The sequence below is a fragment of the Micromonospora palomenae genome, from assembly GCF_007829925.1.
Classification (GTDB): domain Bacteria; phylum Actinomycetota; class Actinomycetes; order Mycobacteriales; family Micromonosporaceae; genus Micromonospora; species Micromonospora purpureochromogenes.
The window spans coordinates 1,639,319-1,663,197 of sequence record NZ_VIXA01000001.1 but is presented as its reverse complement, the minus strand read 5'-3'; the positions used below and the strand labels follow the sequence as shown (position 1 = coordinate 1,663,197).

The 23,879-nt window shown below is 72.4% G+C and carries 26 protein-coding genes and 1 pseudogene; 13 read left to right on the top strand and 14 right to left on the bottom strand.

Annotation, left to right across the window (positions count from 1 at the left end):
• On the top strand, positions 1-129 hold the full coding sequence (locus FHX75_RS31945; protein ID WP_281290799.1) for a hypothetical protein: 129 nt from the start codon (positions 1-3) through the stop codon (positions 127-129).
• Between the two features lie 174 nt (positions 130-303).
• Here the strand turns inward: FHX75_RS31945 and FHX75_RS07460 are convergent, their stop codons facing one another.
• The 6 genes and pseudogenes from FHX75_RS07460 to FHX75_RS07435 form a co-directional block, all read right to left on the bottom strand.
• The gene (locus tag FHX75_RS07460) at positions 304-945 is read right to left on the bottom strand and encodes a GNAT family N-acetyltransferase (protein ID WP_154937407.1); all 642 of its coding nucleotides are present in this window, start codon (positions 943-945) and stop codon (positions 304-306) included.
• Positions 946-1,133: 188 nt separating this feature from the next.
• Complete coding sequence (locus FHX75_RS07455; RefSeq protein ID WP_170285307.1) at positions 1,134-2,021, bottom strand: low temperature requirement protein A; 888 nt, start codon at positions 2,019-2,021, stop codon at positions 1,134-1,136.
• Positions 2,022-2,046: 25 nt separating this feature from the next.
• A pseudogene (locus FHX75_RS32200) lies at positions 2,047-2,340 on the bottom strand (low temperature requirement protein A); the annotation flags it as partial.
• A 413-nt stretch (positions 2,341-2,753) separates the two neighbouring features.
• A complete protein-coding gene (locus tag FHX75_RS07445; RefSeq protein WP_154937401.1) occupies positions 2,754-3,257 on the bottom strand; it encodes an O-acetyl-ADP-ribose deacetylase in 504 nt (167 codons plus the stop codon).
• A gap of 165 nt (positions 3,258-3,422) precedes the next feature.
• Positions 3,423-3,716, bottom strand: a complete 294-nt coding sequence (locus FHX75_RS07440; protein ID WP_154937398.1) for a hypothetical protein — start codon at positions 3,714-3,716, stop codon at positions 3,423-3,425.
• 49 nt (positions 3,717-3,765) lie between these two features.
• The gene (locus tag FHX75_RS07435; RefSeq protein ID WP_154937394.1) at positions 3,766-4,506 is read right to left on the bottom strand and encodes a class I SAM-dependent DNA methyltransferase; all 741 of its coding nucleotides are present in this window, start codon (positions 4,504-4,506) and stop codon (positions 3,766-3,768) included.
• Between the two features lie 143 nt (positions 4,507-4,649).
• Between FHX75_RS07435 and FHX75_RS07430 the strand changes: the two genes are divergently transcribed.
• Positions 4,650-5,228, top strand: coding sequence for a dienelactone hydrolase family protein (locus tag FHX75_RS07430; RefSeq protein WP_154937390.1), 579 nt, complete (start codon positions 4,650-4,652; stop codon positions 5,226-5,228).
• Positions 5,229-5,279: 51 nt separating this feature from the next.
• On the opposite strand, the gene FHX75_RS07425 is transcribed toward FHX75_RS07430, so the two are convergent.
• Positions 5,280-6,350, bottom strand: a complete 1,071-nt coding sequence (locus FHX75_RS07425; RefSeq protein ID WP_154937387.1) for a sigma-70 family RNA polymerase sigma factor — start codon at positions 6,348-6,350, stop codon at positions 5,280-5,282.
• A gap of 69 nt (positions 6,351-6,419) precedes the next feature.
• On the opposite strand from FHX75_RS07425, the gene FHX75_RS07420 reads away from it, so the two are divergent.
• From FHX75_RS07420 to FHX75_RS07405, 4 genes are all read left to right on the top strand, one after another.
• On the top strand, positions 6,420-7,253 hold the full coding sequence (locus tag FHX75_RS07420; RefSeq protein ID WP_154937384.1) for an alpha/beta fold hydrolase: 834 nt from the start codon (positions 6,420-6,422) through the stop codon (positions 7,251-7,253).
• Positions 7,254-7,272: 19 nt separating this feature from the next.
• A complete protein-coding gene (locus tag FHX75_RS31135; RefSeq protein ID WP_211364357.1) occupies positions 7,273-7,602 on the top strand; it encodes a DUF6959 family protein in 330 nt (109 codons plus the stop codon).
• A gap of 158 nt (positions 7,603-7,760) precedes the next feature.
• The gene (locus FHX75_RS07410; protein ID WP_246157773.1) at positions 7,761-8,252 is read left to right on the top strand and encodes a nitroreductase/quinone reductase family protein; all 492 of its coding nucleotides are present in this window, start codon (positions 7,761-7,763) and stop codon (positions 8,250-8,252) included.
• A gap of 119 nt (positions 8,253-8,371) precedes the next feature.
• On the top strand, positions 8,372-9,535 hold the full coding sequence (locus tag FHX75_RS07405; RefSeq protein ID WP_154937381.1) for a hypothetical protein: 1,164 nt from the start codon (positions 8,372-8,374) through the stop codon (positions 9,533-9,535).
• Between the two features lie 7 nt (positions 9,536-9,542).
• On the opposite strand, the gene FHX75_RS07400 is transcribed toward FHX75_RS07405, so the two are convergent.
• The 3 genes from FHX75_RS07400 to FHX75_RS07385 all read right to left on the bottom strand — a co-directional run bounded on the left by FHX75_RS07400 (position 9,543) and on the right by FHX75_RS07385 (position 12,226).
• On the bottom strand, positions 9,543-10,784 hold the full coding sequence (locus tag FHX75_RS07400; protein ID WP_154937378.1) for an RNA polymerase sigma factor: 1,242 nt from the start codon (positions 10,782-10,784) through the stop codon (positions 9,543-9,545).
• On the bottom strand, positions 10,784-11,179 hold the full coding sequence (locus tag FHX75_RS07395; protein ID WP_246157872.1) for a YciI family protein: 396 nt from the start codon (positions 11,177-11,179) through the stop codon (positions 10,784-10,786). The genes FHX75_RS07400 and FHX75_RS07395 overlap by 1 nt, the downstream gene beginning before the upstream one ends.
• A 240-nt stretch (positions 11,180-11,419) precedes the next feature.
• The gene (locus FHX75_RS07385; RefSeq protein WP_154937373.1) at positions 11,420-12,226 is read right to left on the bottom strand and encodes a class I SAM-dependent methyltransferase; all 807 of its coding nucleotides are present in this window, start codon (positions 12,224-12,226) and stop codon (positions 11,420-11,422) included.
• A 38-nt stretch (positions 12,227-12,264) separates the two neighbouring features.
• Between FHX75_RS07385 and FHX75_RS07380 the strand changes: the two genes are divergently transcribed.
• The 5 genes from FHX75_RS07380 to FHX75_RS07360 all read left to right on the top strand — a co-directional run bounded on the left by FHX75_RS07380 (position 12,265) and on the right by FHX75_RS07360 (position 14,946).
• Entirely contained in the window at positions 12,265-12,471 is a 207-nt protein-coding gene (locus tag FHX75_RS07380; RefSeq protein WP_154937370.1) for a hypothetical protein, read from the top strand.
• A gap of 100 nt (positions 12,472-12,571) precedes the next feature.
• Entirely contained in the window at positions 12,572-12,778 is a 207-nt protein-coding gene (locus FHX75_RS07375; protein WP_154937369.1) for a hypothetical protein, read from the top strand.
• 19 nt (positions 12,779-12,797) lie between these two features.
• Positions 12,798-13,313, top strand: a complete 516-nt coding sequence (locus FHX75_RS07370; protein WP_154937368.1) for a hypothetical protein — start codon at positions 12,798-12,800, stop codon at positions 13,311-13,313.
• A gap of 42 nt (positions 13,314-13,355) precedes the next feature.
• A complete protein-coding gene (locus tag FHX75_RS07365; protein WP_246157772.1) occupies positions 13,356-14,174 on the top strand; it encodes a neutral zinc metallopeptidase in 819 nt (272 codons plus the stop codon).
• A 124-nt stretch (positions 14,175-14,298) separates the two neighbouring features.
• On the top strand, positions 14,299-14,946 hold the full coding sequence (locus FHX75_RS07360) for an HAD family hydrolase (protein ID WP_154937366.1): 648 nt from the start codon (positions 14,299-14,301) through the stop codon (positions 14,944-14,946).
• Positions 14,947-15,003: 57 nt separating this feature from the next.
• Here the strand turns inward: FHX75_RS07360 and FHX75_RS07355 are convergent, their stop codons facing one another.
• From FHX75_RS07355 to FHX75_RS07340, 4 genes are all read right to left on the bottom strand, one after another.
• Complete coding sequence (locus FHX75_RS07355; protein ID WP_154937364.1) at positions 15,004-17,553, bottom strand: ABC transporter permease; 2,550 nt, start codon at positions 17,551-17,553, stop codon at positions 15,004-15,006.
• A complete protein-coding gene (locus FHX75_RS07350) occupies positions 17,553-18,320 on the bottom strand; it encodes an ABC transporter ATP-binding protein (RefSeq protein ID WP_154937362.1) in 768 nt (255 codons plus the stop codon). The genes FHX75_RS07355 and FHX75_RS07350 overlap by 1 nt, the downstream gene beginning before the upstream one ends.
• 483 nt (positions 18,321-18,803) lie before the next feature.
• Positions 18,804-20,843, bottom strand: a complete 2,040-nt coding sequence (locus tag FHX75_RS07345; RefSeq protein WP_154937361.1) for an amylo-alpha-1,6-glucosidase — start codon at positions 20,841-20,843, stop codon at positions 18,804-18,806.
• Entirely contained in the window at positions 20,840-21,220 is a 381-nt protein-coding gene (locus FHX75_RS07340; RefSeq protein WP_154937358.1) for an SCP2 sterol-binding domain-containing protein, read from the bottom strand. The genes FHX75_RS07345 and FHX75_RS07340 overlap by 4 nt, the downstream gene beginning before the upstream one ends.
• A 208-nt stretch (positions 21,221-21,428) precedes the next feature.
• Between FHX75_RS07340 and FHX75_RS07335 the strand changes: the two genes are divergently transcribed.
• Complete coding sequence (locus tag FHX75_RS07335; RefSeq protein ID WP_154937355.1) at positions 21,429-21,809, top strand: SCP2 sterol-binding domain-containing protein; 381 nt, start codon at positions 21,429-21,431, stop codon at positions 21,807-21,809.
• Positions 21,799-23,862, top strand: a complete 2,064-nt coding sequence (locus tag FHX75_RS07330) for an amylo-alpha-1,6-glucosidase (protein WP_154937352.1) — start codon at positions 21,799-21,801, stop codon at positions 23,860-23,862. The genes FHX75_RS07335 and FHX75_RS07330 overlap by 11 nt, the downstream gene beginning before the upstream one ends.
• Positions 23,863-23,879: the final 17 nt, after the last annotated feature.

The window sequence follows — 23,879 nt, the reverse complement described above, 5'->3', positions numbered from 1 at the left end:
GTGGTAGACGAACTCGACAGGCCCGAAGTGTTCCTCGATGTGCCGGTCGATGGCCTCGGCGAAGCCCTGCTGCGGCCCGTGCGCCGGTACGAACCCGTCATGCAACGGCTGATGGCGGAGGACTCCTGACCCGAGCGGCTCGTTCATGACGACGCAGCCTAGGCCACGATCCATCGAGGAGAAGACCTGAGTCACGCTCATCGGCCATGTCCGCACGGGAACCGCACCGAGGCTGACCGACGCAGCGTGACCGGTGTGCCGAGGCCCCAGTGCGCACGATCGGCGGCAGATCCGGATGTGGGATCAGAGACCGAACGAGGCTCGGCAGCCGTCCAAGCCATCGACCGTCACGGCTGGCCGCTTCTGCTGGCGCCACCGCTGCAGGGTCAGACGCAGGCGGTCGGAGACGACCGCCTCACCGTCGCGCGCATCGACGGAGATTCCGTCGTGCTCGTAGCCGAGTTTGCGCGATACGCCCTGGGAGGAGTGGTTGTCCTGGAACACCTCGGTCAGTGCGGCGGTGGCGCCGAGATGGTCGAAGGCAAGGGTGAGCAGTCCGGCCCTCGCCTCCGTTCCATAGCCTCTGCCCTGATGATCGATGCCGAGCCAGGCCGAGGTCGTCACCTGTCTCACCACCGGGAAGTCCTGTGCGCGAAGCGTGACCATGCCGATCGGCTGGCCCGCCCGGAAGACGCCCATCCCGAGCCGCCACGCTGCCACGTCCCAGGAGCCAAGCCGGTCCCAGTGTCCCTGCAGGACGGACCGCGCCCGGTCCGCATGGCTGCCGTCGGTCCATGGGGTCAGGAACGGCCGCTCGCCGGGACGATGCACGCCCTGACCTGCGAGATCGGCTAGCTCCGCCAGTTCCTCCTCGCGGGGCAGGCGCAGCTGCAGGTGCGGGGTGACGATGGTGAGACCGTACAGCGGCCACAGATCGGCAAGCATGTCCCGCATCCTGTCGGCCAAGATCTGTCCGGGCAAGCGAGATACATCGACGCACCGGTGTCGGCAGAAGACCGGCGACAGCTCAACGCCAAGCGACGCCGTCGTCGCCGGACCAACGCGGGGAGATTGCGCCCAGGCAGGACTTGCGCCGTAGCGTCCGCGCGATCGCCGGAGCCCTGCCACCGGCGTCAGGGTCGGTCTTCCGGGCGGCATGGCGGGCGTTCGCCCTCATCCGAGGCCGCAGACCCGTCCGAGCGCTGCCGTCTGACGAACTCCACCGCCGCGACTCCCAGCAGGACGATGATGGTGCCGAAGCCCAGGACCAGGTTCGACAGGTGCGGGGCGGCCGGCGCGAGGGCGACGGCGGCGAGGACACCGACCACGTGCGAGAGCGGGATGCGTCCGAGGACCTCGTGGTCGAGGGTGGCCCGCCCGACCAGGAACAGCGCCGCACCGCCCAGGATGAGCGCGGTCAGGGTGTCGTCCGGCCGCTCCGTGGGATGCTCGATGACCCGCATGAATCCGGCGGCGATGCCGACCACGCCCACCACCATGAGCCAGTGGACGTACGGGTTGGTCTGGACGAGCCGTTCCCGGTGCGGGGACCGCGCGATGGCGGTACTCAGCCTGGCGCCGGCTCCCCGGGCGTAGCTCCACCACAGCAGTACCGCCGCGACGAACGCGGTGGCGAACGCGGTGATCCGGCCGGCGCTGAACGGCATGTCGCTCAGGGTGAGGACGGTGACCAGGATGAGCTCGCCCAGGGTGAGGACGTAGATCTGCTGGTACCGCTCGGCCAGGTGCTCCGGCACCACGTCGTACTTTGGCAGTGGCGGTCGGCCGGGGATCGGGAACCGCAGGCCGAAACCGAGGTAGTCCACCGCCAACGCGGCCAGCCACACGGCGAGACGGGTACCGGGGGAGGGAATCAGGCCGCCGATGATCCACAGGGTCCCGGCCACCGTGGTCCAGAGCAGGACCCGCTTCGGGCGTTGCTGCTCCGGCCGGCCCCGCAGCGACGGGATGACCACCAACGCCCGACCCCAGTTGATCCCGGCCCAGGTGGCGCCGAACACCAGACCGTGGGTTGCCGAACGCGGTCGGCAGGGCGGCGGACATCAGCATGCCGCCGAACATGATGCCCAGGATCACGAGCTGGACGGGTCGCGCCTGAGGGCAGTAGAGGTCGGTGAACGACGTGGTGGTCACCCAGACCGCCCAGAGCGTCGACAGGGCGAGTAGTGCCTGGGCGATACCCGTCCAGTTCTGCTCGGTCGCCATCTTCTCCGAGGTCAGGGTCAAGGTGGCGATGGCCGAGAGGTCGAAGAAGAGCTCCAGCAGATCGGTCCGCCGTGCACCGCCCGGCTCCCGCGTTATCCGGCGTCCGCCATCCACCACTTCGGCCTTCTCGATCTCGCGACGCCGGACCGCCCTCTCGGATCACGGACCGATCCCCCGGGTGTCGCCGACCGTCGGCGCCGGGACGGCTGACAGCCGCGTCGCGCAGCTCAGGCGCCGGGGGGCGTCCCGGTCGGTCGGCCGACCTGGCCCTCCCGGGTACGCGACAGGGCAGGGGCCGGTACTCCCGCGTGGCTTCACACCGCCCCGCTCAACGCTAGTAGACGCGAGGTCGGGCGACCGGCGATTGTCGAACTGCGTACGCGAGGCCCGCAGCGCTCAGCGAGCCCGACGCCGCGCCACGACGACGCGCCGTTCCTCAGCGGACCGGGGCGATCGCCGGCCTCACCTCGGTGCCGCCGCCGGCCCGGCTCGTTCCACGGCTCGACACGCGGGCCGGCGATCGCGGTTCACCCCTGCGCCGCCGTGGTCAACAGCTGGTACGTCGCCTCGTCGAAGGCGACCAGGCGGACGCGCTCGACCTGGGTCGGCGTGGCGCTGATGGTCGAGATCGCGATTGTCGCCGCCTGCTCGGGCGGGAACCCGTACACGCCGGTGGCGATGGCGGGGAAGGCGACGCTGCGGGCGCCGACCTCGTCGGCGACGGCGAGGCTGCGCCGGTAGCACGAGGCCAGGGTGTCGGCCTCGCCGTGGCCGCCGCCCTCCCACACCGGGCCGACGGTGTGGATGACGTGGCGCACCGGTGGGTCAAGGTCGAACGCCGGTGTGGCGACCGCGTCGCCGGCGTCGCAGGGCGCCAGCGCGCCACCCGCCCGGGCCAGTCGCGGTCCGGCCGCGCGGTGGATCGCCCCGTCCACACCGCCGCAACCCAGCAGCGACTCGTTGGCCGCGGTGACGATGGCGTCGACGTCCTCGGCGGTGATGTCACCGAGCACCACTTCGATCGCGGGCATGCCCCATCATGTCACCGGACCACGCAGCAGGTGGTCCGAGCGGCACGGCAGCACTGCCGCGCAGGAGCAGGTGGCGCGCCCGTTGCTCAGATCATCGTGACCGGGTCGGGTGCGTGGTGCCAGGCCGGGGAAGGCAGGTGCCGCTCCCGGGCGACGTCGTTCAGCTCAGACCCGCCGAATGTCCAGCGCTCGCGACGGTGCCGCCCAGGTCTGCCAGTAGGCGCGGACCGGGCACGACACCTCCAGCGCCACCGTCTCCCCATCACCCACCCGGACGGTCAGCGCCTCGCTGCGCGTCCAGTCCAGGCTCGCCTGGACGACGTGCTGGCCGCTCTCCACGGTCAGGCTCGCCGACCGGCCCGGCCGGAGCCCGGCAACCCGGCGTCCGTCCACCGTCACCCGGATCCGCCGCAGTAGAGCGGAGTCGTACGGCGGTCGGCCGAGGATCAGGGTCGCCATCAGATCTCCGCTCTCACCCGGACAGGTGTCCGCCAGGATCGCACAGCGCTCAGTCGGCGGGCTTCTCCCAGACCGAGACGTGCTGGCGGCTCTCGCTGGTGAACGGCGCCCGGTTCCACCCGTCCCAGCGGTCCCGCAGCCGCAGCCCGGCGAGCTGGGCCATCAGGTCGAGTTCCGCCGGCCACACGTACCGGAAGGGGATCGACCGGTACTCCCCGCGACCGTCGACGATGCGGACGTAGTTGGAGCTGGTCGCCTGGGTGGCGACGTCGTAGACGTCGTACGCCCATTCGCTCGGGGAGACGTGGTAGGGCACCACGTTCTGGCCGGGCGGGAGCCGGCGCAGCTCGGGGACCAGTACCTCGATCACGAAGCAGCCACCGGGGGCCAGGTGCCCGGCGGCGTTGCGGAAGCAGGCCACCTGGGCCTCCTGGCTGGTCAGGTTCATGATCGTGTTGAAGAGCAGGTACGCCACGGAGAAGGTCCCGTCCACCCGGGTGGTGGCGAAGTCGCCGATCGTCACGCCGATCGCGTCGCCGCCGGGCTTGGCGCGCAGCCGGTCGACCATTGCCCGGGAGAGGTCGATGCCGTGTACCGGCACACCGCGGGCGGCCAGCGGCAGCGCAACGCGTCCGGTCCCGACGCCCAGTTCGAGGGCCCGGCCGGCGCCGGCGAGCTCGGCCAGCACGTCGACCGTGGCCGCCACGACGGCGGGGTCGAACATCTCGCTCGTCCGGTCGTCGTAGGTCGCCGCCACCGTTTCGCCGAAGTATCCGTCCGCATCCCGCATCGCCGGACCGTACCGCCGGAGCCGACGGCGGCGCCCGTGATTTACCGGCCGGCCAGGGCCGTACCGGCTCGCCAGAATGTCGGACGTGCGGGGCATCATCCTGGACGGCGCGCACGAGGAGATTCCACGGAGAGGGACGTCGCATGGCTGAGGTGCTGTTGTTCCACCACGCGCAGGGGCTGACACCGGGTGTCCGCGACTTCGCCGACCGGCTGAGGGCAGCCGGGCACACGGTGCACACCCCGGATCTCTACGACGGGAAGACCTTCGACACCCTGGAGGAGGGCCTCGACTACGGCCGGACGGTCGGATTCGACGTGATCTTGGAGCGCGGCCGGCTCACGGCCGAGGGGCTGCCCGCCGGGCTGGTGTACGCCGGGTTCTCGCTCGGGGTCATGCCGGCGCAGTTGCTGGCCCAGACCCGACCGGGCGCGACGGGCGCCCTGCTCTTCCACAGCTGCATCCCGACGTCCGAGTTCGGCGGGGAGTGGCCGGCCGGCGTGCCGGTCCAGGTGCACGGGATGGACGCCGACGAGTTCTTCGTCGACGAGGGTGACCTCGACGCGGCCCGCGCCCTGGTCGCGGCGGCCCCGGACGCCGAACTGTTCCTGTACCCCGGCCCGCAGCACCTGTTCGCCGACAGCAGCCTGCCCTCCTACCACGAGCCGGCGGCCGCGCTGCTCACCAAGCGGGTGCTGGGCTTCCTCGACCGCATCGGCTAGCTGCCCGACTGCCGGGACCACCGGCGGGACAGCTAATTCGTGCCGCCCCGGTCACCGGGGCGGCGGGCCGCTGCCGTCCGCGCCGACCAGTGGCAGCGAGTCCGGCAGCCCGAACCCGGCGAAGTGCTCGGCCCCCAGGAACGAGGTGATCTCGGCGATCCGCCCGTCCCGCAGCGTCAGCACGTTGACCGACCAGGCCAGGTACGGGCCGGTGCCCTCCGTGCGCAGGTACGAGGCCACCGCCGGCTGCCCGTTCGCGCCGGTCGTCCGGTGCCGCCAGCTCCCGCACCGGGTCATCGGCAGCTCGCGGGCGAAGTCGGTGACCGCCGCCAGGCCCCGGTACCACTGCGGCAGCGGCGGCATCGACCAGGTGACGTCCTCGGTCAGCAGCGCGACCAGCGCCTCGGTGTCGCCGTTCTCCAGGGCGGTCGCGTAGCCGGTGACGATCTCCCGCAGCCGGGTGTCGTCGACGCGGCGCAGGGTCCGCTGCTGGCTGACCGGCGGCACCCGGTCGGCCACCAGCCGCCGGGCGCGCGCCAGCGCGGAGTTCACCGAGGTGACCGAGGTGCGCATCATGGTGGCGATCTCGGCGGCGGAGAAGCCCAGCACCTCGAAGAGCAGCAGCGCGGCCCGCTGGTTGCCCGGCAGGTGCTGCAGGGCCGCGACGAAGGCCAGTTCGACGGCCTCGCGCTGCTCGTAGCGTACGTCGGGGGCGGCCGGACCGTCGGCGAGCCCGGCGTCGGGGTAGGGGCCCAGCCAGGCGACGTGGCCCGCCGGGGCGCTGTCCAGCACCGCCCGCTCGCTGGCCGGGCCGAGGTCGACCGGAAGCGCCCGGCGGGCCCGCCCGGCCACCGCGTCCAGGCAGGTACGGGTGGCCACCGTGTACAGCCACGAGCGCAGCGAGCTGCGCCCCTCGAAGCGCGGCAGCCCGCGCCACGCCCGCAGCAGCGCCTCCTGAAGGGCGTCGTCGGCGTCGTGGGCGGAGCCGAGCATCCGGTAGCAGTGCGCGTGCAGTTCCCGACGCAGCGGCGCCACCAGGTCGGCGAACGCGGCCTGGTCGCCCTCACGCGCCCGGTCCAGCCCGCGGGCGTCGTCGGCGACGCGCGGAGAAACAGCCCTCACGAGCGACGATTCTGCCGTACGACGGAAGTCTCCACTGCGAACGCGCACGCCATGACCCGGGAGGACCCGATGAGCAGCACATCCACCGCACCTGTCACCACCGCGACCCTGGAGGTCCCCGACGGGCGACTGCACTACGAGGTACGCGGACGGGGGCCGCTGGTGGCGCTGGTCGCCGCCCCGATGGACGCCGGGGCCTTCGCGCCGCTGGCCGACCTGCTGGCCGCCGACCACACGGTGCTCACCACCGACCCGCGGGGCATCAACCGCAGCCTGTTGCACGACCCGCACCAGGACTCGACCCCGCAGTTGCGCGCCGACGACGTCGCCCGGCTGATCGCCCACCTCGACGCCGGCCCGGCCGCCGTGCTCGGCTCCAGCGGCGGCGCGGTGACCGTCCTCGCCCTCGCCCAGGCCCACCCGGAGCGGGCGCACACCGTCATCGCGCACGAACCGCCGCTGCTGGGCCTGCTCGACGACCGCGAGGACCGCTTCGCCCGAAAGAACGCCATGATCGCCACGTACCTGGCCGGGGACCGGCTGGGCGCGGGGCGGCAGTTCCTCGCCAACGCGAACATCGAGCTGCCCGAGCCGGTGGTCCAGGGCATGTTCGGCGGCGAACCCGAGCCGCAGGTCGCCGCCGACGAGCACTTCCAGTACGTCCACATGATCCGTGGGACCACCCGGTTCCAGCCGGACGTCACCGCGCTGCGGGAGGGCCGGACCCGGGTCGTCGTGGGCCTGGGCGAGGAGTCGACCGGCCAGGTCTGCGACCTCACCTCCCGGGCGCTGGCCGAGGCGCTCGGCACCGCGCCGACGATGTTCCCCGGTGGCCACATCGGCTTCGTGGAGGACCCGAAGCGGTTCGCCGCCCGCCTGCGGGAGGTCCTCGCCGAGGGCTGACGGCGGCTACGGTCGGCGGGTGGAACGCATCGAGGTCGACCTGCACGAGCGGGGCAACGCCGCCGTGCTGCGCCTGCCCCCGCGCCGTTTCCCCGGCGTGCTGATCCAGGGCGACAGCCTGTCGGTGCTGCGCGAGGACGTCGAGCTGGTCCGGACGGCGTTGCGCGCCGGCGACCTGGTGGCTGCCTGGGAGTGGGCCGACCACCTCGGCGCCGAGCTGGACGAGCTGCTCGGCCACTATGTCGCCGTGCTCGACCGGGACGGGATCACCCTGCCGTTCGTGCGGCCCTCGCCGCCGCCCGGCCCGACCGCCACCGCCGCACCGGACCGGACCGGCGACGACGGGTGACGCCCGCCAGGGTGCACGACCACCGGACCCATGATGCGGCGACGCTGATCGGCCGACCAGCTCGCCGGCGTGAAGCCTTCGGAGCACCGGCCGGGGCCAACGCCCTGCCCGGACGGGGCGGCGGGCGCAGACTCGACGTGGGACCGCAGGAGGTGGACGTGCGTCGCGTCGTGGAGCTGCTGTACGAGGCCCAGCGCCGGCTGTACCCGGGTGACCGCCCCAACCGGCTGGCCCGGCTGATGAACCGGGTGGACGCCGCCCAGTTCGCCACCGGGGTTCTCGCCCCGCCCCGCGCGGTCACCCTGGAGGTACGCGGGCGGCGTACCGGCCGCAGGATCGCCGTGCCGGTGGTGGTGGCCGACCTCGACGGTGACCGCTACCTGGTGTCCATGCTCGGCGAGAACGCCAACTGGGTACGCAACGTGCGGGCCGCCGGCGGACGGGCGGTGCTGCGCCACGGCGGGCGGGAGCACGTGCTGCTGCGGGAGGTCGAGGTCGCCCGGCGCGCCCCGATCCTGCGCCGCTACCTCCACCTGACCTCCGGCGCCCGGCCGCATCTGCCGGTCGACCGGCGCGCCCCGCTGGCGCAGTTCGAGGCGGTCGCCCACCGGTACCCGGTGTTCCGGGTGGAACCCGCGCCCCGACCCTGACCGGTCTCGATCAGGTCGACATCGTGCGTCGGATCGCACCACCGCGTTGACGGCGCCGCCGGCCTCGGCTTCGCTGTGCCCGAGGCGGTCGGCGACCGCCCGGAACGGGGGAGACGGGGATGGAATCCACGGTGGAGGAACCGACGCCGCGCCGGGGACGCGGGCGCGGGTGGCTCGCGGTGCTGATGGCCGGGGTGCTGGCCGGCGGCGCGGCCGGGGTGCTGGCCCTGCGACCGAGCACCGACGGCCCGTCGGCGGAGGCCACCGCTCCCGCCGTGGCGCCCCGGGACCTGCTGGCCGGCCTGCCGGCGCGCGTGGTTCCCCCGCCCGCCCTGGCGGACCTCCCGCCCGACCGTGCGGTCGGCCCGGCCGCCTTCCTGTACCACGTCGAGCAGCCGGGCGGCTTCGACGAGGCCACCGGCCCACTCCGCCAGCGCGACATCCACCTGGTCACCCGCGCGGGCCAGCAGTTCCGGGTCGGACGCACCCCGGCGACCGTGGGCCCGGTCAACCAGTCGCTGTCCCCGGACGGCCGGTGGCTGGCTGCGCGCCGGGGTGGGCAGTGGTGGATCCGGGACCTGACCGACACGACGGAGCGGGCGGTGCCGACCGGGTACGAGCTGTGGCGTTGGTCCACGGATTCGGCTGCAGTGGTGCTCGCCGAGCTGTCGCAGTCGAGCCGCGGCTTCGCGGTGCTCTCTGTGCGCGACGGGTCGTTGCGCCGGCTCGACGTGGCGGCCACCCCGCTGACCGACGCGGTCACCCTGGTCGACGGCCGGCACCTCGTCCTGGTCGACCTGACCCCGGTCGCCCCGGGCGCCAGGGCCCGGCCGGAGCTGGCCGTCACGGTGCGGGACATCGACACCGCTGCCACCCGGACCGTGCCGGTGCTGCGGCCCGGGCAGCTGGGTCCCGGCGAGTCCTTCACCGCGATCGTGCCGCTGGTGGACGGCGGCGGAACGCCGGCCCGGGTCTGGGTGCAGGTCGGCCGGCCGGACCTGCAACCGACCGACCTGCCCGAGGGCATGCCGGCGATCCCGGCGAGCTCACTGCTCGGGGTCGACGTCCGTTCCGGGGAGCCTGCCGGGCGGATCGACCTGGCCCCGGTCGCGACGGGCTCCGCCGAGGTGTACGAGGGCATCGTCGGCGCCGATGTCGTGCTGACCCGATGGACTCGGGAGCGGACCGAGCTGGTCGCCGTCGAGCCGGGCGCCGGGAGTCGCCGGGTACTGACCACGCTGCCGGCCCTCACCAGGGTGCTGGTGCCCGGCCGGCAGTGGTGAGACCGGCTCAGCCGGCGTCGGCCAGGCGGGCGGCGCGGGCGTACAGGTAGCGCTGCTGCGGCAGGTTCATCGACCGCCGCGCCGCCTCCTCGTACGCCGCGCGCGCCGCGCCGAGGTCGCCGGTGCGTTCCAGCAGGTGCGCGCGGGCGGCGGGCAGCCGCGGGTCGGCGGCGAGCCGTGGGTCGGCCGCCAGCCCCGCGAGCAGGTCGAGCCCGGCGGACGCGCCCCGGGCCATGGCCACCGCGACCGCGTGGTTCAGCGCCACCACCGGGTTGTCGGACAGGCCGGTCAGCACCGCGTAGAGCGCCTCGATCTGCGGCCAGTCGGTCTCCTCGGCGCTCGGGGCCTCGTCGTGCAGCGCCGCGATCGCCGCCTGTACCTGGTACGGCCCGACCTCGCCGCGCGGCAGCACCGCGCTGACCAGCGCGACGCCCTCGGCGATCTGGTCGGCGCGCCAGCGGCTGCGGTCCTGCTCGGCCATCGGGACCAGCTCGCCGTTCGGCCCGACCCGGGCCGGCCCCCGCGCATCGGTGAGCAGCATCAACGCCAGCAGCCCGGTCACCTCGGCGTCGTCGGGGAGCAGCCGGTGCAGCATCCGGGTGAGCCGGATCGCCTCGGTGGACAGGTCCACCCGGCGCAGCAGCGGCCCGGCCGTGCTGGCGTACCCCTCGTTGAAGATCAGATAGAGCACGTGCCGGACGGCGGCCAGGCGGGCCTCCCGGTCCGGGCCGCTGGGCAGGCCGAACGGCACGCCGCTGTCCCGGATGCGCTGCTTGGCGCGGGTGATCCGGCGGGTCATCGTGCCCTCCGGAACCAGGAACGCCCGGGCCACCTCGGCGGTGCTGAGGCCGCCGACAGCCCGCAGGGTCAGCGCGATCTGCGCGGCCGGGGGCAGCTCCGGGTGGCAGCAGAGGAAGAGCAGCACCAGGCTGTCGTCCTCCGGGGACCGGCGGTCCGCCGGGGGAGCGAGCCACTGCTCGGGCGGCAACCGCCGGGCGACGTCGTCCTCGCGCCGCCGCCGGGCCTGCTCGGTGCGGAGCAGGTCGGTCAGGCGACGCGCCGCGACGGTGATCAGCCAGGCGCGCGGGTCATCGGGTACGCCGTCGACCGGCCACCGGGTCGCGGCCGCGAGCAGCGCCTCCTGGGTGGCGTCCTCGGCGGTGTCGAAGTGCCCGTAGCGGCGCACCACCGCGCCGAGGACCTGCGGCGTCAGGTGGCGCAGCAGGTCCTCGACGGCGTCGGCGGTCATCAGCCGTTCAGGTCCTCGATGCCCTCGGCGACCGGCCGCACGTCCACGTACTCGCCCTCGGCGTCCGGGTTCACGAACCGGGCGGCGATCTGCGTGGCCCGGTCGAAGCTGTCGCACTCCACGATCGTGAAGCCGGCCAGCACCTCCTGCGTCTCCGGGTAAGGGCCGTCGGTCACCACGGGCGCACCCTCGCGCAGCCGGATCCGCCGGGCGTGCACCGGGGCCGTGAGCCCCCGGCCGTCGACCAGCTCGCCCGACTCCGCGATCTCCTTGTGCACCGCCTCCATGTGGGCGTGCATCGCCGCGACCTGCTCCGGCGACATCGGCGGCCGGTCGTCGGCGGGCCGGCCCGCCATCGCGTCGTAGTCCCGCTGCGAGCCGTACAGCATGATCATGTACTTCACCGTGTCACTCCTCTCGACCGGCCCCGATGGGCCGTCACCGGGAACGTCGGAGCCGCCGGGCCGACGCGGACAGGGGGACGGTCGGCCTCGTTGCGAACGCTGCCCCACCGCTGGAAGAGCGTATCCAGCTCCGACAGCCGGTCTACGACATCGCCGCCGAGCCGGCTCTCCAAGTGGCCGACCAGCTGCCGTCGGCCGGGACCTCGGCCCGAGCCCGTCAGCCAACGCAGGTCAGCTCACCACACCCCAGGCGAGTAGCGCGGCGGTGGGCAGGGCGAGCAGCCCGTCGGAACTCCGGTAGCGGGCGGACAGTTGCAGGTAGCGGTGCCGCAGCGCCTCGCGGGTCGCCGGCGTCTGGCGCTCCAGCAGCAGCCCCGGAATGCCGAGGCCGCTGGCCGGTCCGGTCCACCACTCGTCCGGGGCGGCCCGGTGCGTCCAGGTCAGCGTCCGGCACCGCACGTCGTTCAGCCCCGCCCGGGCGAGCAGGCCGGTCAGCCCCTCCTCGGTGCGCGGGAAGTCCCGCTCCGCCGCCACCCTCGGCAGCTCACCACCGTCCACCTCGGCGAACACCTCACCCCAGAGCCGTTGCAGCGGCGGCTGCGGCGAGGGCCAGACGGTGACGGCGATCCGGCCGCCGGGACGTACCGTGCGTCGCAGCCCAGCCACCGCGGCGGCCGGCTCGCCGACGTGGTTGAGCACGAAGTTGGCCAGGGCGGCGTCGACCGTGCCGGTGGCCACCGGCAGGTGCGGCAGCGCGGCGCGGACCAGCCGGGCGTCGGGCACGGACCGGCGGGCGGCGGCCAGCATCGACGGCTCGGCGTCCACCGCGACCACCGTCGCGCCGCGCCCGGCCACCAGCGCCGCGACCGTGCCGGTCCCGGTGCCCACGTCGAGCACTCGCATGCCGGCCCCGGCGCCCGCCGCGTCCAGCAGCGCCTCTGCCGGGTACGCGCACAGCCGGGCGAAAGTGCGCGCGTACGCCGTCGCGCGTCCCGCCCAGCGTTCCCGTTCGTGATCGTCGAAACTGCTCCCCGTCATCGGTGCGCAGCCTAGCGACCCGGGTCTACCGTGGATGCATGACGACGGCATGGGTGCTGCTCGGGGTGTTCGGTGCGGTCGTAACGTCAGCGGTGGCCTGGGTCGCCTGGCGCGACCGGCAGCGGACGGCCTCGGCGGAGGACCCGGGCGCCCGGCAGGCGGCGGTGGTGCAGCAGCAGCAGTACGAGCAGGGCCGGCACGTCACGCAGAGCGACCGGATCCGTGGCGGCGGCCTGGGCTCATGATGATGGTCATCCTCCCGCGTGACGAGATGGACCCGTCGGGTGCCGTGGCTGGTCGCCCTCACCGGTGCGCAGCCTGGCGATCCGGGTCTACCGTGGATCCATGACGACGACCTGGGTGATCCTCGGGGTGCTGGGCGCAGTCCTGGCGTCGGCGGTCGGTTGGGTCGCCTGGCGCGACCGGGAGCGGACGATCTCGGCGGAGGACCCGGGCGCCCGGCAGGCGGCGGTGGTGCAGCAGCAGCGCTACGAGCAGGGCCGGCACGCCTCGCAGGCCGACATAAGTGGTCGGGCCGAGCGCCAGTCCTGATGATCGTTATCCTCCGCCGGTGACGAGATGGGCCCGTCGGGTGCCGTGGCTGCTGGCCGCCGTCCCGGCTCTGGCGCTGCTGGCCGCCTGCGGTGGCGTCGCCTGGCTGGTCGGCGGGGAGGTCGCCGCCGACCGGACCTGTCCCGACCGGTTGGCGGCGGACAAGGCCAAGATCCGCACGGATCGCGAGTTCCCCGCCGAGCACGTGCCCGGCCTGGGCGACTTCCTCGACGTGCACTGGCAGGTCGACACCGAGGCGAATCCGTGCTCCCGGGCGCCAGGGCCCACGGACTGGAGGTATCAGGGGGTGGTGCGGCTGCGCCCGGCCGACGCGCGGGCGCTGGCCGCCGCGTACACCTGGGAGCCGGCGGCCACGGAGCCGGCCGTGTGGCCCGGGCTGTCCCCGTACGTGCCGGCGGGAGCGCGGTGGCGGCACAGCGTGCTCTACGACGAGGGTTACGCGGGCACTCGGCACCTCGAACTCCACCTGGACCCCGACCGGGCGGTGGCGCTGTTCCACCTCTGGGACAGCTGAGCCCCGGCCGTCCGCCCGTGGTCCCGGCGACCGTCGCCCGGCATGATCAATCCACGGTCGGGGTACACCGACCGCATCGGCCGCGACGCCTGGGAGGGCAACTGTGACGGCACGCTCGGGATCGCAGTCGCGCGGCTCGCTCGTCGCGGCGGTGGTGGCGCTGGTGGTGGCGGCCGGTTGCGCCGTCGGCGGGTGGGGGAGAGCGGCCCGCAGGAGCCGCGGGAACCGGCGCCGGGCCAGTCCCGGCAGGCCGGCTCGCCGGGCCCGCAGACCACCCGGGCCGACGGCACCACCAGCGTCGAGGAGTTCAAGACCGACATCGGCGACGCGGTGAACATCGCCGAGGACTACTGGGGCGCCCAGTTCAAGGCCTCCGGCCAGCAGTTCCGACCGATCCGCCGGATCGTCCCCTACCAGCGAGAGGGAGAGGTCGCCTGCGGCGGCCAGGCGCTGCCGCGCAACAACGCCGTCTACTGCTCCCGGGGGGACTTCATCGCCTACGACGTCAACTGGTCGGTGGCCGCGTTCCGCCAGGTCGGCGACGCGTTCGTGTTCTACCTGCTCGGCCACGAGTACGCCCACGGCATCCAGGCCCGCCTCGGCATCCGCAACGACTTCACCATCCAGCAGGAGTTGCAGGCCGACTGCATGGCCGGGGCGTACCTGGGTGACTCGGTCCGCTCGGGTGTGCTGAAGCTGGACACGGGCGACCTCGACGAGTTCCGCGAGGGGCTGCTCGCCGTCGGCGACGACCCCGACCAGCCGTGGTTTGCGGAGGGCTCGCACGGCACCGCCGAGCAGCGCACCGACTCGTTCTTCCGGGGCTACGAGAACTCCCTCGACGCCTGCGACCTCGGCTGAGGGGGATCGCCCACGTCACCTTCGGCGGGGAGGGCGGCGGGCCGCCCGGGTCGGGCTGAGAGGATCGCCCCGACACCACCCCGGCCGGAGGAGGCCCCCGCTGAGCAGCCCACACCCCGCCGCCGTGCTCTTCGACATGGACGGCACCCTGGTCGACAGCGAGAAGCTGTGGGACGTCGCGCTGCGCGAGCTGGCGACCGAGTACGGCGGCACGCTCTCCGACTCCGCGCGGCGCGCGGTGATCGGCACGAGCATGGCCGAGTCGATGCGGATCGTGCACGACGACCTCGGCCAGCCGGAGCGGGACCCGCAGGTCAGCACCCGCTGGATCAACGCCCGGATCCTGGAGCTGTTCCGCACCGGGCTGCGCTGGCGGCCCGGCGCGCTGGCCCTGCTGCGGGCGGTACGCGCCGCCGGCATCCCCACCGCGCTGGTCACCTCCAGCGGGCGGCCGCTGGTCGAGGTCGCCCTGGACACCCTCGGGCGGGACAGCTTCGACGCGGTGGTCTGCGGCGACGAGGTGGACCTGGCCAAGCCGCACCCGGAGCCGTACCTGACGGCCGCCAGGCTGCTGGGCGTGCCGATCGGCCGGTGCGTGGCGATCGAGGACTCCCCGACGGGCGTGGCCAGCGCGCTCGCCGCCGGTGCGGCGGTGCTGGCGGTGCCCGCGGAGGTGCCGATCGCGCCGATCGACGGCGTACACCAGGTGGAGAGCCTGACCGCGGCGGACCTGGAGCTGCTGGCCGCGCTGCTCGGCGAGCCGCCGGCCTGAACCACGCGACGAGGGGCCCCGCCGACCGGCGGGGCCCCTCGTCGTCCCTGCTCAGGATCAGTCGTGCGCGATGGCGCCCAGCACGTTGATCCGCGCGGCGCGCACCGCGGGCAGTACCGCGGCGACCACCCCGATGATCGCGGCCAGCCCGAGGAAGATCCCCATCTGGCCCCAGGGCAGGACCAGGTCGGTGATGCCCTCGTCCTTGAGCGCCTCGACCACCGCCGCGCCGAGGCCGGTGCCGACCACCACGCCGAGCAGCGCGCCGAAGACCGAGATCACCACCGCCTCGACGGTGATCATCCGCATGGTCTGCGCCCGGCGCAGCCCGATCGCCCGCAGCAGGCCCAGCTCGCGGGTCCGCTCCAGCACCGACAGGGCCAGGGTGTTGATGATGCCCAGCACCGCGATCACGATGGCCAGCGCCAGCAGGATCTGGATCATCCGCAGCGGGGTGTCCAGCTGGCTGGTCTGCTGCTCGATGAAGGCGGCCCGGTCGGCCACCGACACCTCGGGGCTGTCGGCGAGCAGCGTCTCGACCTGCGGCTGCACGTCGGTGACCCGGGTGCCCGGGGCGAGCTGCAGGAAGCCCTGGATCGGCTGCGGGATGGCGAAGTCCCGCGCCGCCTGCGGCGGCAGCACCACCGGGTTGGTCAGCTGCGAACTTTCGTAGATGCCGCTGACCGTGTACGTGCGGGCCTCGCCCCGGGACAGCTGGACGCTGACCTTCGAGCCGACCGACACGTTGCGGGACTTCGCGGTGTCGGAGCTGAACAGCATCTGATCCGGTGCCAGCCGGCTGATGTCACCGGCGGTGGCCTTCGCCCCGAAGATCTGCTCCAGCGCCGCGACGTTGCTCGACGCCGCCACCCAGGTGCGCTCGCCGTTGACGACCGCCATGTCGCCGTACTCGCCGTCGACCATCTGGACGCCGGGGATGGCGGCGGCCTTCTCCAGCACCGCCGGGTCGAAGCTCGGCGGCCGGGGACCGCCCTGCACCCCGGCGATCACCAGCTCAGCCTTGATCTGGTCCTCGGCCAGCGCGCTGATGCTGCCCTTGGCCGAGTCGAGGATCACCGTCACGCCGGTGACCAGCGCGATGCCGACCATCAGCGCCGCCGCGGTGATCGCGGTGCGGCGCGGGTTACGACCCGAGTTGAGCCGGCCCAGCTTGCCCGGCACCGACCAGGCGAACAGCGCCCCGAGCAGAGAGACCACCGGCCGGCTGATCAGCGGGGTCAGCAGCGCCACCCCGATGAAGGCGAACAGCACGCCGCCGAGGATGGTGGCCAGGGTGTTGTCCCCGGCGTTGCCGCTGAGCCCCAGGAAGAGCAGCGTGCCGCCGATCCCGGTGACGATCGCACCGGCCACCGTCACCTTGGTCAGCGGACGGTCCGGGGTGGCCACGTCCTGCATCGCCGCGATCGGCGGGATCCGCGACGCCCGCAGCGCCGGCAGCAGCGCCGCCACCACCGTGATCACCAGACCCACCGAGAACGCGCCGATCACCGCGGCCGCCGGCACGCCGATGCCGGCCAGCGCCAGCCCGCCCGCCAGCTTGCCGAACAGGTACGCCAGCAGCGCGCCGACGCCGATGCCGGCGCCCAGGCCGAGCACGGAGGCGATCAGGCCCACCGCCACGGCCTCCAGCACCACCGAGCCGATGATCTGCCGGCCGCTGGCCCCGATGGCCCGCATCAGGGCCAGCTCCCGGGTGCGCTGCGCCACGATGATCGAGAAGGTGTTGAGGATGAGGAAGGTGCCGACCAGCAGCGCCACCGCGGCGAAGCCGAGCAGGATCTTGTTGAAGAAGGAGAGGCCCTCCTTCAGCCCCGCCGAGGCGTCGGCGGAGAGCTGCTCGCCGGTCTTGACCTCGTAGTCGCCGCCGACCGCGGCGGCGATGTCGTCGCGCAGCGCAGCCTCGCCGACCCCGTCGGCGGCCTTCACGCTGATGTTGGTGAACACGTCCGGCTCGCCGAGCATCAGCCGCTGCGCCACCGGGGTGGTGAAGGCGACCTCGTTGGCGCCGCCGAGGGAGTCCCGGTCACCGCTGTAACCGAAGACGCCCACCACGGTGAACTCCTTCTTCGGCTCCAGGGTCAACACGCCCACCCGGTCACCGACCTTCACCTTCGCGGCCTGCGCCAGCGCCCCGTTGATCACGATCTCGTCGTCGGCGCGCGGCTCACGGCCCTCGCGCAGCTTGACCAGGTCGCTCTCGCCCACCCAGTTCTCGCCGAGCTGCGGCGGACCGAAGGAGGTGACCACCTTGCCGTTGCTGCCGATCAGGCGGGCGCCGTCGGCGGCGACGATCCCGGTGGCCTCGGCCACCCCGCCGACCGTGCGGACCTTCTCCAGCGTCGCGGCCGGCATCGCCGCGGGCACCTGCTCACCCTCGGTCTCGCTGAGTTCGATCTTGGGCTTGGCGGAGACGTTGACGTCGACACCCTCGTACGCGTCGGCGAAGACGGCGTCGAACGAGCGGCCGAGCGTGTCGGTCAGCACGAACGCGCCGGAGACGAACATGACGCCCAGCACCACGGCCAGGCCGGAGAGGATGAGGCGCACCTTGCGCGCCAGCAGGCTCTTCCAGGTTGCGCGGAACATCAGCGCGCCACCTCGGCCGGCGTGTCGAGCTTCTTCATGGTGTCCAGCACGGTGTCGGCGGTCGGCTCGATCAGCTCCGAGACGATCTGCCCGTCGGCCAGGAAGATCACCCGGTCGGCGTACGCGGCGGCGGTCGGGTCGTGGGTGACCATCACGATGGTCTGGCCGTGCTGGCGTACCGAGTTGCGCAGGAAGTTGAGCACCTCCGCGCCGGAGCGGGAGTCGAGGTTGCCGGTCGGCTCGTCGGCGAAGATCACCTCGGGTCGGGCGACCAGCGCCCGGGCGCACGCCACCCGCTGCTGCTGACCGCCGGAGAGCTGCGCCGGGCGGTGCCCCAGCCGGTCCCGCAGGCCCACCGTGTCGATCACCGTGTCGTACCAGGCCTGCTCGGGCTTGCGGCCGGCGATGGAGAGCGGCAGCAGGATGTTCTCCTGGGCGGTCAGCGTCGGCAGCAGGTTGAACTGCTGGAAGATGAAACCGACCTTGTCCCGCCGCAGCTTCGTCAGGCCGGCGTCGCCGAGCCCGGTCACCGTCGTGTCGCCGACGTGCACGGTGCCCTTGGTGACCGAGTCCAGCCCCGCCAGGCAGTGCATCAGCGTCGACTTGCCCGAACCGGACGGGCCCATGATCGCCGTGAACCGGCCGCGCTCGAACTCGGCGCTCACCCCCCGCAGCGCGGCGACCTGCGCCTCGCCGCTGCCGTACACCTTCCACACGTCGCTGGCCCTGGCCGCGGCCTGCGCCTGCCGGCCTACCGTCGCCGTCACGTCATATACCTCTTCCGTCTGCCTGCGGTAATCCCCGCCGCCCCCGCTGGTCGGTGGGGCTGGTTCCATCCTCGGTGCCGCGCGCCCCGATTCCGTCCGACTCCCGGGGGAGCGGATGCGGATTTCGCACTGCGGGTCGGCCCCGACCCGGGATCAGGGTTGCCCCTGAGCCGGCGACCGGTCGAGCGCGTTTCCGCCCGCCGGGACGGCGCCGGAACCGACGCTAGGACCTGACGTCACGTCATGGTCAACCGCGCCGCTCCGTCTTTCGTCACGGTAGGTGACGACGGCAACAGTGCCGTCGTCCGAGCGGCGACTCCTCACGTACGCGTGGCGCCGTAGCGGCCGTGGGGGCGGGGCGTATCGCAGGCCCGCCGGCGAAGGCGATGACGGCTGCGATGGGGATGCGGCGCGACAGCCCGGCCGGGCGGTCCCCGACGGGCCGGACGCGCCTCTGGTGGACCCTTCCGGGCACCGCAGCGGTCAGCGTCGCTCCGGGTGAGCGCGTCCGAGGGCGCCGGCCCGGCCCCACCGTCCGGGGATGTTGAGCAGTTGGACCCGGCCCATGCTCGGGGGCACGGCCGGTCTGGTCACGAGGTGCTCCCCGCGCGGCTCCATTCCGAGCATGGTCCGCAGCAACAGCAAGGGGGTGCCCGTGGACCACGCCTGTGGACTGCACGCCGTGGGGTACAGCACGGGATACCGGGTCAGCGTCCGGTCGTAGCCGCCGAAGGCCTCCGGCAGCCTGCCCTGGAAGAACTCGGCGGCGTCGATGATGCTTTCGGCGATGCGGCCTGCCTCGTGGGTGAAGCCGTAGCGGCGAAGGCCCCAGGCGATGAACGAGTTGTCGAAGGGCCAGACGGTGCCGACGTGGTAGCCGATCGGGTTGTAGCGTCCCTGTCCCTCGGCCAGGGTGCGCACGCCCCAGCCGGAGAACAGTCGGGGGCCGAGCAGGTGTTCGGCGATCTTTCCGGCCCGGGACTGCTCGACGATCCCGCTCCACAGCAGGTGGCCGATGTTCGAGGAGAGCGCGTCGACCTGGCGGCCGTCGCCGTCGAGGGCGAGGGCGTAGTACTCGCCGTCGTCGACCCAGAAGTCCCGGTTGAAGCGCTGCTTGAGCTCGGCCGCCTGCCGTTCGAGCCGGTCGGCGTAGGTCGGGTCGTTCCAGAACTCGCGGGCCAGCCGGGCGCCGCGGATCTTGGCGTCGTACGCGTAGCCCTGCAGCTCGCAGGTCGCCCTGGGTAGCGCGGCAATGGTGCCGTCCCGGAAGGAGATCGAGTCCCAGGAGTCCTTCCAGCACTGGTTCTCCAACCCGTTGCGCTCGTTGCGGCGCTGGTACCAGACGTAGCCGTCGCCCATCAGGTCGCCGTACTCGTCGATCCAGTGCAGGGCGGCCCGCGCGGACCGCTCCAGCAGTCGCACCGTGGCGGCGTCCCCCGTCCACCGCTCGTACTCGTCGAGCAGGATCACGGAGAGAGCCGTTGAGTCGGCGCTGCCGTAGTACGGCGAATGTGGCTGCTCCTCGAATCCGGTCGTCTCCCCGTACCGCAGTTCGTGGAGGATCTTCCCCGGCTCCTCCTCGCGGAAGTCGTCCAGGACGTTGCCCTGCGTCAGGGCCAGCAGGCGCAGCGTCGTGGCCGCGAGGTCCGGTGTGAAGGGCAGTGTCTGCAGGCTGGTGAGGATGCTGTCCCGACCGAAGATCGCCATGAACCACGGCAGGCCGGCGGCGGGCAGGGCATGCCCACCGGCGGTCAACGGCATGAAACGCAGCGCGGCAAGATCAGCCAGGCTGCGCCGGTAGGTCATCGCCAACGTGTGAGAGTCGCAAACCAGGCGGGGTGCCTCCGCGAGCCACCGGTCGAGATCCTGCCGCAGCTGCCTGCTGGCCCGACCGGGTCTGCCCTGCAGGCTTTCCCGAAGATCACGTCCGTCCGCGCCCAGTGCTCGCACCTGCACCTCGGTGGCCCACTGGCCGTGCGGTTCGAGCTGGACGTCGTAGGTCAGTCCCTGCTCGTCGACCCGGACCGGCGCGGTGGAGGAGACCAGGGTCTCCCGGCGGAACGTCTCCCGTTGATAGCCGAGGCGTAGGCACCCGTCCTCGATCCGGGTGTAGTAACTGCCCCTCTTGTTGCGCACATCCTTGATCTCGAAAAGGTCGGCGAAATCGCTCTCGACGTCGATCCGGACCCGCAGGTCGATGGCTTCGGCCTCGTGGTTGATCACCGTCAACCGTTCGATGAAGCTCTCGCCGATCGAGCGCTCCCGGATGGCCGACACTCTGGTGGCGACGAGCGGAGTCGGGACGGTCGCCACGACGAAGAAGCGGGCCTCGAAATACTCGACCTCCTCGGCGGTGAGCGGGCTGACCCGTTTGCCGTTGATGGACAGCGTCCACTTCGACAGGAATCGGGTGTCGAACGAGAAGAGACCGGTCGGGATGGTCGGAGACGCGTCGATGTCGCCGTTCTCCTCACTGACCACGAACGTGTTGCCGTCCAGCAGTCGGACCAGTCCGTCGCTCATGCCGGCCGGTTCCGCTCATGGGCGAACTCGCGTGGGTGGCGCGCGCCGGGTGGCCCCGGCATGACCCGCTGGATGAAGCGGGCCAGCCGCACGTCGCCCTCCGCCCTGAGTTCGTTGCGTACCCACGCCGCGTAGACGTGCGACCTACCACTGACGATCCGGTCGAAGGCCGCCTTGCTGGCCTGAATGAGGCAGTCGACCTCGCCCTCCTCGTCCCGCGAGACGCGGAGATCGCCGCGTGTGATCACCACGAACCAGCGGTCGACGTCGTGGTCGTGGGCGAGGTCGAACCGTATGGTTCCGCTGGCGTCCTCCAGCAGGGGCTCGTGGCCGCGACGGCCGAGCGCTTCGAAGAAGCTCGCGGTGGGATTCGACATGAGCCTCCCTTCGATGAGCTCCGACGCTCGGACAAGGGCACGAACTCACCGTGGCCGGGAACGGGGCGCCGCCGCATCACCCGCATCGGGTGAAGTCCGGGCACCCTTCGCGGCCGCCCCCGATCTCATCCTTCGCGGGTGACGCCGCGGCACCACCATCCGAGTAACGCTGCCTCTTGGCCGGCCGGATGTGTGCGGGGGTGAGGCGATGTCGGAGACGACCAGAGAGTTCTTTGACGCGCTCGAACGTCACGGCCACGAACGCCTGCTGAAGAAGACGAACGGCACCATACGGTTCGACCTCGAACACGACCACCAGGTCGACCACTGGTTGGTGGAGATCCGCGGGGGTGCCGTCCGGGTGTCACAGCAGAACAGCGACGCCGACACGGTTGTCCGCTCCGACAACGCCTTCTTCGATCGGATGGTGCGGGGCGAAGCCAAACCGCTGCCGGCGTGGCTGAGGAACGACATCACGACCGAAGGGAAGTTTCAGTTCATCGTCCTGCTGGAGCGGCTCTTCGCACCGCCGCCCGGCGCGCGACATCCGCGGCTGGCTGTCCGTGACGGGGGCAGCGATGAAAAGTGATCTCGTCATGATCCTCGACGGCAACATCTTCGTGTTGAGCGACGGCAGCGGCGACATAGAAGCGAAGCCCGAGGTCCCGTGCGGGTTCTTCTCGTTCGACACCCGGTTCCTGTCGCTGTGGCGGCTGACCGTCGACGGTGAACGGGTGAGCACGCTGGCCATGGACGACCGGTCGTACTTCGAAGCGCGGTTCTTCCTGGTACCGGGCGCTCCGACGCACTATGTGGACGCCAAGGTGTCGGTGATCCGCGAACGGTCGGTGGCCGGCAGCTTCGAGGAGCGGTTGACGGTGCTCAACCATTCCGGGGACACGGCCGAGTTCACCATCCGCGTGGACGCGGACTGTGACTTCATCCCGCTGATCATGGCCGGAGAGGCGAGCACGCCGGTTGGCCGACTGTACCGGCGCGTCGAAGACGGGCACCTGCACCTCGGCTATCAGCGGGAGAGGTTCTGGCGGGAGACCGTGATCTCGACGACGGAGCCGGCGCAGGTCGACGAACACGGGCTGACGTACCACATCCGGATCGGACCCCACGGGAAGTGGGCCACCACGCTGCACGTCCGAGGGTTGGTGCTGCGCCCGGACGGTGCGGACGTTCGAGAGCATGTTCATCCCGGCCGCCGCCGACGCGACAGGTCCGAACTCCAGCGGGACCTCCAGCAGTGGCTCGACAGGGCTCCGCAGCTGGCATGCGACTGGGAGCCGCTGGAGCAGACCTATCGGCGTAGTCTCGTCGATCTCGCCGCCCTGCGGTATTCGCCACTCACGCTACCGGCCGAGCCGATGCCCGCAGCCGGCCTGCCGTGGAACGCGACCCTCACCGGCCGTGACCCCATTCTCACCAGCCTGCAGGCGCTTCCGTTCGCGCCGGAGCTCGCCCTCGCGACGCTGCGCATGCTCGGCATCGACCAGGGGGCTGTGCTGGACGACTTCCGGGACGAGGAGCCGGGCAAGATCCTGCGCGAGTTCCGCTACGGCGAGACGGTCGCGTTCGAAGAACGCCCGCAGTCGCCGTACTACGGAGCCGCCGACATCACACCGCTCTACGTGGTCCTGCTCGACGAGTACGAGCGGTGGACCGGGGACGCCGCCGTGGTGCACGAGTTCGAGGAAGAGGCGCGGGCGGCCCTGCGCTGGATCGACGAGTACGGCGACCTGATGGGCGACGGCTACGTCTGGTACCAGCGCCGCAACGAGACCACCGGCCTGGAGAACCAGTGCTGGAAGGAAGCCTGGAACTCGATCTCCTTCCGGGACGGCCGGCTGCCCAGCCTGCCCCGCGCCACCTGCGAACTGCAGGGCTACGCGTACGACGCCAAGATCCGTGGCGCCCGGCTGGCCCGCGAGTTCTGGAACGACCCGACCTACGCCGACCGGCTCGAACGCGAGGCGGCCGAGCTCAAGCAGCGCTTCAACCGGGACTTCTGGGTCGACGACGGCGAGTACTACGCCCTCGCCCTCGACGGCGACGGCCGCCAGGTCGACGCGCTCTCCTCGAACATCGGCCACCTGCTGTGGAGCGGCATCGTGGAAGAATCCCGCGCCTCCAGGATCGCCGAACACCTGCTCGGCCCCCGACTGTTCTCCGGCTGGGGCGTGCGCACCCTGGCCGAGGGACAGGGACGCTACAACCCGATCGGCTACCACGTCGGCACCGTCTGGCCCTTCGACAACTCGTTCATCGCCTGGGGCCTTCGCCGCTACGGCTTCGCCGACGAGGCAGGCCGCATCGCCGAGGGCATCATCGACGCGTCCCGGCACTTCCAGGGGCGCCTGCCGGAGGCCTTCGGTGGCTACGACCGCGAGTTGATCAGGCTCCCCGTCTCGTACCCCGCAGCGAGCAGCCCGCAGGCCATGGCCACCGGAGCGCCCCTGCTGATGGTCCGCACCCTGCTCGGCCTCGAGCCGTACGGGGAGGATCTGGTGGTCGCGCCGGCACTGCCCGAGCGGTTCGGCCGGATCGAACTGCTCGACATTCCAGGGCGGTGGGGGCGGGTCGACGCCTTCGGCAGCGTGGATCCCGAAAGGATTGACCAGGCCGGACGATGAGCCCGACGGCATCACGC

Coding starts and splice junctions, on each gene's coding strand:
- FHX75_RS07460 (WP_154937407.1), bottom strand. CDS start 945: ATGCTTGCCGATCTGTGGCCGCTGTACGGTCTCACCATCGTCACCCCG.
- FHX75_RS07445 (WP_154937401.1), bottom strand. CDS start 3,257: ATGCCCGCGATCGAAGTGGTGCTCGGTGACATCACCGCCGAGGACGTC.
- FHX75_RS07440 (WP_154937398.1), bottom strand. CDS start 3,716: ATGGCGACCCTGATCCTCGGCCGACCGCCGTACGACTCCGCTCTACTG.
- FHX75_RS07435 (WP_154937394.1), bottom strand. CDS start 4,506: ATGCGGGATGCGGACGGATACTTCGGCGAAACGGTGGCGGCGACCTAC.
- FHX75_RS07430 (WP_154937390.1), top strand. CDS start 4,650: ATGGCTGAGGTGCTGTTGTTCCACCACGCGCAGGGGCTGACACCGGGT.
- FHX75_RS07420 (WP_154937384.1), top strand. CDS start 6,420: ATGAGCAGCACATCCACCGCACCTGTCACCACCGCGACCCTGGAGGTC.
- FHX75_RS07405 (WP_154937381.1), top strand. CDS start 8,372: ATGGAATCCACGGTGGAGGAACCGACGCCGCGCCGGGGACGCGGGCGC.
- FHX75_RS07400 (WP_154937378.1), bottom strand. CDS start 10,784: ATGACCGCCGACGCCGTCGAGGACCTGCTGCGCCACCTGACGCCGCAG.
- FHX75_RS07395 (WP_246157872.1), bottom strand. CDS start 11,179: ATGATCATGCTGTACGGCTCGCAGCGGGACTACGACGCGATGGCGGGC.
- FHX75_RS07385 (WP_154937373.1), bottom strand. CDS start 12,226: ATGACGGGGAGCAGTTTCGACGATCACGAACGGGAACGCTGGGCGGGA.
- FHX75_RS07380 (WP_154937370.1), top strand. CDS start 12,265: ATGACGACGGCATGGGTGCTGCTCGGGGTGTTCGGTGCGGTCGTAACG.
- FHX75_RS07375 (WP_154937369.1), top strand. CDS start 12,572: ATGACGACGACCTGGGTGATCCTCGGGGTGCTGGGCGCAGTCCTGGCG.
- FHX75_RS07365 (WP_246157772.1), top strand. CDS start 13,356: ATGATCAATCCACGGTCGGGGTACACCGACCGCATCGGCCGCGACGCC.
- FHX75_RS07355 (WP_154937364.1), bottom strand. CDS start 17,553: ATGTTCCGCGCAACCTGGAAGAGCCTGCTGGCGCGCAAGGTGCGCCTC.
- FHX75_RS07345 (WP_154937361.1), bottom strand. CDS start 20,843: ATGAGCGACGGACTGGTCCGACTGCTGGACGGCAACACGTTCGTGGTC.
- FHX75_RS07340 (WP_154937358.1), bottom strand. CDS start 21,220: ATGTCGAATCCCACCGCGAGCTTCTTCGAAGCGCTCGGCCGTCGCGGC.
- FHX75_RS07335 (WP_154937355.1), top strand. CDS start 21,429: ATGTCGGAGACGACCAGAGAGTTCTTTGACGCGCTCGAACGTCACGGC.
- FHX75_RS07330 (WP_154937352.1), top strand. CDS start 21,799: ATGAAAAGTGATCTCGTCATGATCCTCGACGGCAACATCTTCGTGTTG.